The organism is Rhizobacter sp. (genome assembly GCF_035702065.1).
Classification (GTDB): Bacteria; Pseudomonadota; Gammaproteobacteria; order Burkholderiales; family Burkholderiaceae_C; genus Rhizobacter.
In genome coordinates, this window is record NZ_DASSRA010000469.1 from 1 (window position 1) to 12074 (window position 12074).

Here is a 12074-nt window from a genome sequence, read left to right on the forward strand (position 1 = left end):
GGCCTACTACAGCGAAGAAGGGCACGGCTTCTTCCATGCCACCAACCACGCCGACTACCTGAAGCGCATGGAACGCCTGCTCAAGGACGCGCTGCAGACGCCCGACTGAACAGGCCCGCGGCGCGGCCGCGTTACCAGTCTTCCTTCACCGCCAGCGCCATCTGGCGCGTAGCCGCGCTGCGTGCCGCGAGCCACGCGGTCAGCGTGCCGGCCGCCATCACCGCTGCGCACAGCGCCGCCAGGCGCGCCCATGGCAGCAGCAAGTCCATGGTCCAGTGAAAGCTCTGCGGGTTGACGACCTTCACCAGCACCACGCTCACCGCCAGGCCTAGCGCCAGGCCGAGCAGGGCGCCGGTGGCCGTCCACACCGCGCCTTCGGCCGCCACCACCGTGAGCACCTGGCTGCGCGTGAGGCCCAGGTGGGCGAGCAGGCCGAACTCCTTGCGCCGCGCGAGCACCTGGGCCGAGAAGCTGGCGGCGATGCCGAACAGGCCGATGGCGATGGCCACGGCCTGCAGCCAGTACGTCACCGCGAAGCTGCGGTCGAAGATGCGCAGCGACACGGCGCGCAGCTCGCCGGCGCTGGCGAAGTCGACTGCCGTGCCGTCGGCTTCGGCCAGCGTGCGCAAGGCGCGTTGCACCGAGGCCAGGTCGGCGCCGGGTTGCAACCACAGGGACAGGTCGTTGACGCGCGTGTCGCCGCTAAGGCGCTGGTAGTCGTTCGCATGCAGCACGATGGCGCCGTGCTGGCGGGCGTAGTCGCGCCACACGCCGCGCACGAAGACCTGCGCCTGTCGGCCATCGGGCAGCGGCACCATCAGCCGGCTGCCCGGTGCGGCGCCGTACAGGCTGACCACGGCTTCGCTCACGTAGGCGGCTGTCTCGCCGGGCGGCAGATCGCGCAGCTCGCCGACCAGCGGCAGTTCCTGCGGCCCGTTGGCCAGCGGCCGCGCGAGCAGCGCGACGGCGGGGCGCGTGGGCGCCAGTTGCACGCCGGTGGTGCGCTGGGTGCTCGTGCGCAGCACGCCGGGCAAGGTGGCAGCGCCTTGCAGCAGAGCGGGTGGCAGGGTGAGCACGTCGCCGGTGGCCGCGCGCACATAGAGATCCGCGGGCAGCACGCTGTCCAGCCAGTGCGTCATCGAGTCCCGGAAGCTGGTCACCATCACCGTGAGTGCGACCGCCAGGCTCAGGCTGGCCACCACGCCGGCCACGGCGATGGGTGCGGTCTGGCGCTCGTGCCGTGCGCGCTCCACCGCCAGCAGCACCAATGCGTGGCGCGCCGGCGGCACGGCCTGCAGCAGCCAAGCCACGCCGGCAGGGACGCAGGCGATGCCGCCGAGCAGCAGGCAGGCCACCGAGGCGTAGGCGGCGAGCGGGATCTCGGCGATGGGCGGCAGCAAGGCGAGGACGCCGCCCGCGAGCAGCAACGCAGGGCCGAGCCAGCGCGAGGAACCACCCGCCCGACTGCCCAGTCCCTTGAGCGCCTGGGCGGGTGCAAGGCGCTGTGCCTGGCGTGCCGGTACCCAGCCACCGACCACCGCCGCGGCCACGCCGAGCAGGCCGTAGACCACGGCCGCCCCGGCGCTGAACTGCAGGCGCGGCGCCACGCCAGGGAAGTAGCCACCGCCCAGGTCACCGGCCAGCAAGCGCAGTGCGAGTGCGGCGAGCATCGTGCCGAGCGCGAGCCCGAGCAGGCTGCCCACCACGCCGAGCACGGCTGATTCGGCCAGCACCAGGTGCAGCCGCTCGCGCGCCCCCAGGCCCAGCACGCCGAGCAGCGCGAACTGCGGCTGCCGCTTGGCCACCGAGAGCGAGAGGATGGAGAAGACCAGGAAGGCCCCGGTGAACAGCGCCACCAGCGCCAGCACGGTGAGGTTGACGCGGTAGGCGCGCGAGACGTTGGAGACACGCTGCGCCGACTCGTCGGGCGATGCGGCGCGCACGCCGTCGGGCAGCGCCAGCGCCTGCAGCACCGCGCTGCGGTCGGCTCCGGGCGCGAGGCGCACGTCGATGCGGCTCAGCCGGCCGACCCAGCCGAACTGCTCCTGCGCGCCGGCGATGTCCATCACCGCAAGCGGCGGTCCGCCGGCCGTCACGCTGCCGAGCACGTGCAGCTCGGTGAGGCCGGTGGTGGTCTGCAAACGCACGGAGGGGCCGAGTCGGGCTTGCGCGCTGGCGTTGACGAAGAGCGCACGCGGGTCGAGCACGGCCAAGCGGTCCACGCCTTCGCCGGGCCGCGGCATCAGCCCAGGCGACAGCGTGGCGGCCACCAGCGCGTCGAGGCCCAGCACGCGCAAGGGCAGGCGCTGGCCTTGCGCGTCGACGGCCTGCGTGTCGATCTCGATCACCGGGCTGGCCCAGGCCACCTGCGGGTGACGCGCGACGCGCTCGTACAGCGCCTCGTCGAAGCCGCCGCGCTGTGCGCGGAGCTCGAAGTCAGGCTGGCCGTTGACCGAGCGCACCGCGGCGCTGAACTCGCTCAGGGCCGATTGGTTGATCAACTGCACCGAGAAGGCCAGCGCCACGCCAAGCACCACCGCGAGCAAGGCGGCCAAGTGACGCCACGGGTGGTGCCGCAGTTCCGGCCACGAGAGGTGGCGCAGCAAGGCGAACATCTCAGCGCTCTTCCATGCCCCGCGCGGTCAGCGTGAGCACGCGGTCGGCGCGCGCGGCGGCCGCGCGCGAATGCGTCACCAGGACGCAGGCGGCGTGGTGCTCGCGCACCTGGGCGGCGAGCAGGTCCATCATCTTCTCGGCGGTGGCCGGGTCGAGGTTGCCGGTGGGCTCGTCGGCCAGGATGAGTTGCGGGCGGTGCACCAGCGCGCGCGCCAGGGCCACGCGCTGGAGCTGGCCGCCCGAGAGTGTTTGCGGCAGGCGGGCCCCGAGGCCTTGCAGGCCCACGGCCGCGAGCAAGGCATCGACGCGCGCGTCGTCGGCCTGGCGCTGCAACAGCAAAGGCAGGCCGACGTTGTGCGCCACGCTCAGGTGCGGCAGCACGTGGAAGGCCTGGAACACGAAGCCCAGGTGCCGGCGCCGGAACAGCGCCTGCTCGGCTTCGCCGAGTGCGGTGATGCAGGTGCCGGCGATGTGCACCGAGCCGGCGTCCACGGTGTCGAGCCCCGCGATGCAGTTGAGCAGCGTCGACTTGCCCACGCCCGACTCGCCGAGGATGGCGACGAACTCGCCGCGTGCCACCTGCAGGTCGACGCCGCTGAACACCGCCGCCTCGCCATAGTGCTTGGCGAGGCCATGCACGGCGAGCAGTTCAGCCATCGACCTGCTCGGACACCAGGTGCAGTGCGAGGGCGACGGCCTCGGCCTGGGCATGCGGCCCGTCGCAGGCCACCACGTGGCGCTGCGGCATGCTGCGCAGCCAGGTGATCTGGCGCTTGGCGAGTTGGCGCGTGGCCGCCACGCCGCGCTCGGGCAGCTCGCTCAGGTCGTCGGCTGCCAGCGCCTCCCAGGTCTGGCGGTAGCCCACGCAGCGCATGGAGGGCATGTCGGCATGCAGGTCGCCGCGGGCTTCGAGCGCGATCACCTCATCGACCAGGCCCTGCTCCAGCATCTGGTGGAAGCGCGCCTCGATGCGCTGGTGCAGCCAGGCGCGGTCGGCAGGTTCGAGCGAGATCAGCGGCGGCGTGGCAACGGCAGCCTTTTCGCTGTGGAAGGATGACAGCGGCTGGCCGCTCACGCGGTAGACCTCCAGTGCGCGCTGGATGCGCTGCTGGTCAGCAGGCTTGAGGCGGGCAGCGGTGACCGGGTCCACGCGCTGCAGCTCGCGGTAGAGCGCGTGCAGGCCTTCGCGTTCGAGCTGCTCGCTCAAGGCGGCGCGTACCGCGCGGTCGGCCGCGGGCATGGCGTCGAGCCCTTCGAACAGCGCCTTGAAGTACAGCATGGTGCCGCCCACCAGCAGCGGCAGGTGGCCGCGCGAGGTGATCTCGGCAATGAGCCGCTGCGCGTCGACCACGAAGCGCGCGGCCGAGTAGGCCTCGCTCGGCTCGATGATGTCGATCAGGTGGTGCGGCACGCACGCGCGCTCCTCGGCGCTGGGCTTGGCGGTGCCGATGTCCATGCCGCGGTAGACCAGCGCGGAGTCGACGCTGATGATCTCCACCGGCCGCGTGGCCGCCAGGGCGTCGGCGATGGCAAGTGCCGCCGCGGTCTTGCCCGAGGCGGTGGGGCCGGCCAGGCACAGGTAGTTGAAGGGGCGCGTCATGCCGGCTTGGGATGGTGGTGGTGGGCGTAGGGGTCGCCGTGCCATTGCACCAGCGTCCAGGCTGTGACAGCCACGCCGACGCTGAACGCGCCGATGCCCAGCGTGAGCGGGTAGACCGTGCCGTCGAGGTGGCGGCCCAGCCACCAGCTCACCGCAAAGGCGCTCAGCGTCATGGCGAAACCCGAGAGCGAGGCGGCGGTGCCGGCCTTCTCGGGGAAGGGCCCGACGGCACCGGCCTGGCCGCAGGGCTGGTGGATGCCGTGGCCAAGTGCGTAGAGCCACTGGGGCAGCGCGATGGCCCAGACGCTGTGCACGCCCGCGAGGCTCAATGCGGCCATGCTCAGGCCGCCGGCCAGCGAGAGCCCGCCACCCACCGCCACGGCGCCGCGCAGGCCGCGCGCAAGCAGCAGGCGCCGGCACAGGAAGGTGCCCGCCACGTAGGCCACCGAGCTGGAGAAGAGGAAGGCGCCGTAGGCCACGCGCGAGGTGCCCAACACCTCGATGAACACGAAGGACGAACCGGCCAGCGTGAAGAACAGCCCGCCGTAGGTGAAGGCCGAGAGCGTCACCCAGGCCTGGAAGCAGCGGTCGCGCAGCACGCCGGCCCAGTTGCGCAGGATGGGCGCGAGCTGTGTCGCCGTGGGGTTGAGCTGGGGCGCGGTCTCCTCGAAGCGTGCCGAGATCACCCACAGCGCGAGGGCACCGAAGACGGCCGGCACCGCGAGCGCGGCATGCCAGTTCATCCACTGCACCGCCAGCCCGCCCAACAGCGGGCTCATCATGGCGATGAAGCCCAGGCCGGTGAGGGCGCGCGACATCACGCGCGCGCCGTCGTGCGGGGCGTACAGGTCGCGCACGATGGATCGCCCGCCCGTCACTGCCGCCGCCATGGCTGCGCCCTGCAGCGCGCGCCACAGCACCAGCCAGCCCATGCTGGGTGCCGCGGCACTCAAGGCGCTGGCCAGGGTGTAGAGGGACAGGCCCACCAGCAGCACCGGCCGGCGCCCGAAGCGGTCGGCCAGCGGACCGCACACGAGTTGGCCGATGCCAAAGCAGATCATCAGGACCGACAGCGTGAGCTGGGCCGATGACATCGAAGCCTGCAATTCGCGCGTGAGCGTGGGCAAGGCGGGGAGGTACAGGTCGGTGGTGATGGGCTGAACGCCCAGCAGGAGCGTGAGCACCACCACCACGGTGGCCGGGCCCATGGCCGTTTTGGAAGTCATCCGGCGAGCCTACCGCGATTGGTTCATCTGCGCGTGCGCCGCTTCTCGCCGTTGGCCTTTGTGCGGCAGGCTTTGCAGTAGAAGGTGCGATTGCCGCGCTCCCAACTCGCCAGGGTCTGGCGCGAGTGGGTGAACTGGCCGGAACAGCCCGCGCACTTGAAGCGCATGTTCTTTGGCCCGCCGGCCACCTTGAGCCCGACGCTGCGGGTGCGCCGGGCGCGCGAGCGCAGGTAAAGCAGGCCGGCGAGGAACGCAGCGGCGGCCACGCCCGCCGCGAACATGAACTCAGTGGAAAACGACTCAGCAAACGACATCCCCGCATTCTCGGTCCGTTCGGGTGGTTGCTAGGATGACGGCCTTTCCCGTTCGCGTGCAGGAGCAGTTCATGTCCAGAAGCCGGCGTCTCATCGCCTTCCTTGTCGCCGTTGGCCTCAGCTTTTCCGGCTTCGTCCCATCTGCCCAGGCCGCCGGCCTGATCAGCACCGAACAGGTGGCCGCCAGCGTGGGGCTGCACGGCGCCGCCGACGAGCGCGCCCACCTGCTGGCCGTGCTGGAGCGCGACGACGTGGCCGCCCTGCTGGCCGAGCGCGGTGTGAGCATCGAGCAGGCCCGTTCGCGCGTGCAGGCGCTGACCGACGCCGAAGCCGTGCGCCTGGCCGCGGAGATCGACCAGGCGCCCGCCGGCGCGAGCGAACTCGTGGGCACCGTGATCCTGGTGTTCGTGATCCTGCTGTTCACCGACATCCTGGGCTTCACGCGCATCTTCCCGTTCGTCACGAAGGCAGAGTGACCCACCCAGTCATCCCGGCGAACGCCGGGATCCACGGCAACGAGAGGCGAGCTTGCGTCCGGTGGATCCCGGCGTTCGCCGGGATGACGGTGTGGATGGTGATGTGTCTCGCGGGCTGTGCCGTGCAGACCTCAGCGCTGCAGTCCGGCGCGCCTGCTGACCTGCCGCGCCGCGCCGAACTCGCGGCCACTCCGTTCTATCCTCAAACGGCCTACCAATGCGGCCCGGCCGCGCTTGCCACGGCGCTGGGTGCCGTTGGCCTGAGTGCCTCGCCGGTGGAGCTCGGCGAACAGGTCTTCCTGCCCGCGCGCAGCGGCAGCCTGCAGACCGAGATGCTGGCCGGCGCGCGACGGCATGGCGCCGTGGCCACGCAGATCCCCGGCACGCTCGAAGCCGTCTTGCGCGAAGTGGCCGCTGGCCATGTGGTGGTGCTGCTGCAGAACCTGGGCCTGAGTTTCGTGCCGGTGTGGCACTACGCCGTGCTGGTCGGCTACGACGTCGACAGCGGCGAGGTGCTGCTGCGTTCGGGCACCACGCGGCGCGAGCGGCTGCGCATGCGCACGCTGGAGCACACCTGGGCGCGCTCGGGGTTCTGGGCCTTCGTCGCCCTGCCGCCGGGGCAGTGGCCGGTGACGGCGCAGCCGGCCGCGGTGGTGGAGGCGGCCGTGGGCTTCGAGCGCAGCGCCATACCGGCGCAGGCCGTGCGCGTGTACGACAGCGCGCTGCAACGCTGGCCGGGCAACCTCACATTGGCCATCGGCCTGGGCAACTCAGCCTATGCGGCGGGCGACAAGCGGCGTGCGGCCGAGGTGTTCCGCGTTGCGGCCGAGCAGCACGGCAGCGGCGCGGCCTGGGTCAACCTGGCCCAGGTGCTGATGGAACTGGGTGAGCGCGAGGCTGCGTTGGCGGCCGCGCGCAACGCGGTGGATGACCCGCGCTGGGGTGCGCGGGCCCGCGAGTTGGCTCAGCCCACCAGCTTGCCGTAGCGGTCGAGCGCGACCAGGTCCACGTACTTGGAGCCCTGCGTGCTGCCGGGCGCGAACTGCACGGTGTAGCCGCCCAGGTCGGCGCGCAGGGTGCTGAGCGCGTCCTTCAGGCTGCGCTTGTTCACGGCGGTGGTCTTCATGGCGTTGCGTGCGGCTTCCACCGCGATGCGCCCGCTGATGTAGCCCTCGAGCGTGGTCACGCTCACCTTGAGGTCGCTGCCCATGGCCAGCAGGTCCTGCTGGCAGCGGCTCACCACCGGCAGGCCAATGGCCGTGGGGCGGGGCACCACCACGCTCATGATGGCGCTCTGCTTGCGGGCCACCAGGGCCTCGATCAGATCCTGGCCGGCCATCGACGAGGCGTAGAACAGGCCGCGGTACTTGGCCGTGTTCATCTGGTCGATGATGGCGCTCACCGGCGCCGCGTTGGCGACGAAGAGCACGCAGTCGAGGTTGGCATTCATCAGCTGCTCGGAGGCGGCCTGGAAGGCAGCCGGCGTCTGCTCGATGGTGATCGTTTCCTTGGGCGCGATGCCGGCCGCGGTGAGGGCGCCCGTCATGGCGGCGAGGTTGGCGGCGCTGGTCTCCTTCAGCGAGACCAGGCCCACGCGCAACAGGGCGCGTTCCTTCACGTAAGCCACCATGCGCTTGAACTCGAGGTCGTAGCCGGCGCGCACGTGGTAGGCCGAAACGGCCTTCTCGCTGCGCAGGCCCATGCTGCCGCTGGCCGTGCCCAGCAGGGGCATCTGGCTGGCGTCGATGGCGCCCATCGCGGCCTCGGCACCGGTGCCGCTGGTCAGGCCGATCAGCGCGGTGACGTTGGAGCCGAGCAAGGTGTTGACGTTCTGCGTGCAGCGCTCGGGCGAGCCGGCGTCGTCCAGCGTGATCAGCTCGAAGCGCGGGCCGCGGCCACCGTCGGCCTTGGAGGCGGCCTCGAAGGCCGCCGCGATGCCGGCGCGGATGTCACGCCCCTTCTCGGCGCTGGCCCCGCTCAGGGCGGCCGACTGGCCGAACTTGATGACGCTGGGTTGGGCCCGCGCGATGCCGGGGAACCCCGAAACGACGCTGCCGGCCAGACCACCCAACAACAGATCCCTGCGCTTCATGACGTGCTTCCTCATTGCCTGCGACCTGCGCATTAGCCGCTCAATCGAGGTGTTACGTCGTGTCTGTTTGTTGCCGTTTTGAACGGCCGTGCAAGTCTTCAACCCCCCTGTTTGCGGGGGAGAGGAGGGGTGGGTTTACCCAAGAGGGATTGTTACGACCGGATACGAAGACGGGGGAATCTCCCTCAGTTGCTGCCTTGGCTTGGGAGCTCGGCGAAGCGTTCGTTGCCTCGCAGGTAGCGCCACTGGCCGGGCGGCAGGTCGCCCAGCATCACGTTGCCGATGCGCACGCGCTTGAGGCCCAGCACCTTCAGGCCGACCAGCTCGCACATGCGGCGGATCTGGCGCTTCTTGCCTTCGCGCAGCACGAAACGCAGCTGGTCGTCGTTGGCCCATTCCACCAAGGCCGGGCGCAGTGCCTGGCCGTCGAGCTCCAGGCCGTGGTTGAGCAGCGCGAGCTTGTCGGCAGGCAGGGGTTGGCCATCGAGCGTGCTCACGCGCACCAGGTACTCCTTGTCGACCTCGCTGTCTTCGCCGATCAGCTGCTTGGCGATGCGGCCGTCCTGCGTGAGCACGAGCAGACCGACGGAGTCGATGTCGAGCCGGCCGGCGGGTGCCAGGCCTCGCAGGTGGCTTTGCAGGAAGCGGATGCCCGAGCGGTCTTCCCGCCATTGGTTCTGCGGCGTGACGAGCACAGAGGCCGGTTCGTAACCGTCTTCGGCCTGGCCGCTCACATAGCCGACCGGCTTGTTGATGAGCACGGTCACCTTCATGGCCTGCGCGTCGCGTGCCTTGGCCTCGATGCTGATCAGCTGCCCCGGCATCACGCGCGAGCCCAGCTCGGTGACGACCTTGCCGTCCACGCGCACCCAGCCCTTGGGGATCCACTCGTCGGCCTCGCGGCGCGAGGCGATGCCCAACTCGCTCATGCGTTTGGACAGGCGCATGCTGCCGGGCTGCTCGGGGTGGAAGGGCGCCTCGTCGTCGTCATCGCGCTCGAAGCGCGGTGCGCGCTGGGGCGGCGGGCGGCGTGGAGGGGCCGGGGGAGCATGTGCGGGCCGCGCGCCGAAGGCGGTGTTGGTGCCCGGGCGCGGGCCAGGGCCTGGTTGGGGTGGGCGGCGCGGTGGGCGGTCGTCGCGCACGTTGCGGGGGGCCCGGGTGTCGCGGGCATCGCGGGCATCGCGGGCATCGCGCGCATTGCGAGGGTCACGCAGATCGCGCGGATCACGCTCGATCCGCTCGTCACGCCGGCGGGGCGGGCGTTGCGGCTCGGGTTCACCGCGGCGGGCGAAACCCGCAGGCGGCTTGTCGCCGAAGCGCTGGCGCAGCTGTTCCTGGTATCGCGCCTCACGCTCGGCGCGCTGCGCCTGGGCTTCGGCCAGGGTGGGGCGCTTCTGTACGCCGGAGCCGGTGCCGCGCACGGGCGCGCGCGCCGGCTTGGGCGAAGTGGTCTTGGGGCCGGCGGGCTTCTTCAGTTTGAGCGTGGCCATGGTGTCGTGTGGGTTGCGACACCAATTGGAACATGCGAGCCCGTCAGGCGGGCAGGCCGAACAACTCCTGCAAGGCCTGCCGATAGGGCCCGTGGCCCTTGGCATGCGTGTCGTGGTGCGAGCCGCCGCGCACGAGCACGAAGCGCTTGGGCGCCGTGGCGCTGTCGCACAAGGCCTGGCCGAGAGCAGGCGGGATGAGCCGGTCTTCGTCGCCATGCACCACCAGCACCGGCGCACGCACCGAGGCGATCTTGCGGATGGCGTCGAAGCGCTGCGTGATCCGCCGCAGCACCGGCGGCCAGCCCCAGTTGAAGTGCTGCACCACGTCGGCCAGGCAGGTGAAGCTGCTGTCGACGATCAGGCCCGCGGCATCGCTCACGTCGGCCGCCAGATCGATGGCGATCGCACCGCCCAGCGAATGGCCGAACACGTAGCGTTGCTTGCTCGGCTGATGCCGCGCGAGCCACTGCCAGGCGGCGTGGGCATCTTCACAGGCCATGGCCTCTGAGGGCAGCTCGCGGCCGCTCTTGCCGAAGCCGCGGTAGTCGATGGCCAGCACGCCGAAGCCCAGTTCCTGCAGGTGGTGGATGCGCTCGATGCTGTGGCAGAGGTCGGAGCGCGCACCGTGCAGGAACAGCAAGGCCGGGGCATCGGCATTGCGGTGCGCGTGCCACTCGCCGTGCAGCATGGCAGGCGCCTGGGTGATGGCCGAGCGGAAGCTGATCCACACCTCGCTGTCCTGAGCGCGGCGCAGCGCATTGCGCTGCGGGCTCGGGTGCATCTCCGGCGGCGCGAAGATGAGCCGGCGCTCCAGCGCATCGAGCCAGCGCGTGCAGGTGGGAGCGTGGAGGAGTGACATGGCGCCATGTTCCGCGCGAGGCCATGCTTCGCACATCCCCGATTCACGCTAGCGAGATCGAGGGAATGACTTGAGTCAACCTCGCGGGTGATGCTGTGCGTGCAGCGATTTCAGCCGCTCCCGCGCCACGTGGGTGTAGATGGTGGTGGTGGAGATGTCGGCATGGCCGAGCAGCATCTGCACCGCGCGCAGGTCGGCGCCGTGGTTCAGCAGGTGCGTGGCGAAGGCGTGGCGCAGCGTGTGTGGCGACAGGGGCACGTGCACGCCGCCTTGCAGCGCGTGCTTCTTGATGAGCTGCCAGAACATCTGCCGCGTCATCGGGCCGCCGCGCGCGGTGACGAAGAGCGCGTCGCTTGCCTGCCCGTGCAGGATCTCGGCGCGCGCCTCGGCCAGGTAGCGCGTGAGCCAGGCATGCGCCTCTTCGCCGAAGGGCACGAGCCGCTCCTTGGCGCCCTTGCCGGTGACGCGCAGCACGCCTTCGGACAGGCTCAGGTGCACGCTCTTCAGACCGACGAGTTCGCTCACGCGCAGGCCGCTGGCGTACATCAACTCCAGCATGGTGCGGTCGCGCAGGCCGAGCGGCACGCCGGTGTCGGGCGCGGCGAGCAGGGCTTCGACCTGCGCTTCGGTCAGTGTCTTGACGGAGCGGAACAGCTGCTTGGCGCTCAGCAGCTGCAGCGTCGGATCGGCCTGGACCAGGTGCTCGCGCAAGGCCCAGCGGAAGTAGCGCTTGAACACCGTGAGGCGGCGGTTCGAGCTGGTGGACTTGGTGTCCTTGCGCTCGACCGCATAGGCTTCGAGGTCGGGCTTGAGCGTGTCGTTGAGCGCCTTGCCCGGGCCTTGTTGTGCCAGCCACTGTGCGTAGAGCGTCAGGTCGCGGCGGTAGGCGGCGAGGGTGTTGGCCGAGAGGCCATCCTCGATCCACAGCGCGTCGATGAAGCGGTCGATCGCACTGTGGCTGGCGGCAAGCGCAGATGCCGTCAATCGAGTTGCAGTTTCTGTTGCGCAACGACCTTCTTGTAGACCTCGAACTCGGCCTTGATCTGGTCTGCAAACTGCTCGGGCGTGTTGGCCACGATCAGCGAGCCGGTGTCTTCGATGCGTTTCTTCACGCTCGGGTCGTCAACGGTTTTCTTCACGGCGCTGTGGATCTTCTCGACGATGTCTTTCGGCAGCCCCTTGGGGCCGTAGATGCCGTAGTAGGCCATGCGGTTCACCGGCTCAAGCCCCACTTCCTTGAACGTGGGCACGTTGGGCAGCACGGCCAGGCGCGTGGGTGCGGCGACCACGATGGCGATGAGTCTGCCGTCCTTGATGAAGGGCAGGGCCGAGGGCAGGTTGTCGAAGATCATCGGCACCTGGCCGGCCACCGTGTCGTTGAGTGCCGGGCCGGCGCCGCGG

12 protein-coding genes are annotated in these 12074 nt (G+C 70.5%); 2 read left to right on the top strand and 10 right to left on the bottom strand.

Annotated elements, in window-relative coordinates:
* Nucleotides 1-131 precede the first annotated feature (131 nt).
* From VFL64_RS20860 to VFL64_RS20880, 5 genes are read right to left on the bottom strand one after another with little or no spacing between them, the layout of a single operon-like run.
* On the bottom strand, nucleotides 132-2615 hold the full coding sequence (locus VFL64_RS20860) for an FtsX-like permease family protein (RefSeq protein WP_489542305.1): 2484 nt from the start codon (nucleotides 2613-2615) through the stop codon (nucleotides 132-134).
* A gap of 1 nt (nucleotide 2616) precedes the next feature.
* A complete protein-coding gene (locus tag VFL64_RS20865) occupies nucleotides 2617-3273 on the bottom strand; it encodes an ABC transporter ATP-binding protein (RefSeq protein WP_489542306.1) in 657 nt (218 codons plus the stop codon).
* Nucleotides 3266-4216 carry a tRNA (adenosine(37)-N6)-dimethylallyltransferase MiaA gene (gene miaA / locus VFL64_RS20870; RefSeq protein WP_489542307.1) on the bottom strand — a complete coding sequence of 317 codons (951 nt, stop codon included), beginning with the start codon at nucleotides 4214-4216 and terminating at the stop codon, nucleotides 3266-3268. The genes VFL64_RS20865 and miaA overlap by 8 nt, the downstream gene beginning before the upstream one ends.
* Nucleotides 4213-5442, bottom strand: a complete 1230-nt coding sequence (locus VFL64_RS20875; protein WP_489542308.1) for a multidrug effflux MFS transporter — start codon at nucleotides 5440-5442, stop codon at nucleotides 4213-4215. Before VFL64_RS20875 ends, miaA begins: the two co-directional genes overlap by 4 nt.
* Nucleotides 5443-5465: 23 nt before the next feature.
* Nucleotides 5466-5756 (bottom strand): hypothetical protein, encoded by a 291-nt coding sequence (locus VFL64_RS20880; RefSeq protein ID WP_489542309.1) that lies wholly within the window; start codon nucleotides 5754-5756, stop codon nucleotides 5466-5468.
* A 71-nt stretch (nucleotides 5757-5827) separates the two neighbouring features.
* Between VFL64_RS20880 and VFL64_RS20885 the strand changes: the two genes are divergently transcribed.
* Together VFL64_RS20885 and VFL64_RS20890 are read left to right on the top strand one after the other, a co-directional pair.
* A complete protein-coding gene (locus tag VFL64_RS20885; protein WP_489542310.1) occupies nucleotides 5828-6232 on the top strand; it encodes a PA2779 family protein in 405 nt (134 codons plus the stop codon).
* A gap of 83 nt (nucleotides 6233-6315) precedes the next feature.
* Nucleotides 6316-7218 (top strand): PA2778 family cysteine peptidase, encoded by a 903-nt coding sequence (locus tag VFL64_RS20890; RefSeq protein ID WP_489542311.1) that lies wholly within the window; start codon nucleotides 6316-6318, stop codon nucleotides 7216-7218.
* On the opposite strand, the gene VFL64_RS20895 is transcribed toward VFL64_RS20890, so the two are convergent.
* From VFL64_RS20895 to VFL64_RS20915, 5 genes are all read right to left on the bottom strand, one after another.
* Nucleotides 7197-8324: an ABC transporter substrate-binding protein gene (locus tag VFL64_RS20895; protein ID WP_489542312.1), complete on the bottom strand. Its 1128-nt coding sequence runs from the start codon at nucleotides 8322-8324 to the stop codon at nucleotides 7197-7199. The two genes, VFL64_RS20890 and VFL64_RS20895, sit on opposite strands and share 22 nt — an antisense overlap.
* Before the next feature lie 185 nt (nucleotides 8325-8509).
* Complete coding sequence (locus VFL64_RS20900; RefSeq protein WP_489542313.1) at nucleotides 8510-9814, bottom strand: pseudouridine synthase; 1305 nt, start codon at nucleotides 9812-9814, stop codon at nucleotides 8510-8512.
* Between the two features lie 43 nt (nucleotides 9815-9857).
* Nucleotides 9858-10673, bottom strand: coding sequence for an alpha/beta hydrolase (locus tag VFL64_RS20905; protein ID WP_489542314.1), 816 nt, complete (start codon nucleotides 10671-10673; stop codon nucleotides 9858-9860).
* Nucleotides 10674-10748: 75 nt separating this feature from the next.
* Nucleotides 10749-11657 carry a site-specific tyrosine recombinase XerD gene (gene xerD, locus VFL64_RS20910; RefSeq protein WP_489542315.1) on the bottom strand — a complete coding sequence of 303 codons (909 nt, stop codon included), beginning with the start codon at nucleotides 11655-11657 and terminating at the stop codon, nucleotides 10749-10751.
* Nucleotides 11654-12074, bottom strand: a 421-nt coding sequence (locus VFL64_RS20915; protein ID WP_489542316.1) for a tripartite tricarboxylate transporter substrate-binding protein, incomplete at its 5' end; no start/stop codon positions are given. The genes VFL64_RS20915 and xerD, both read right to left, overlap by 4 nt.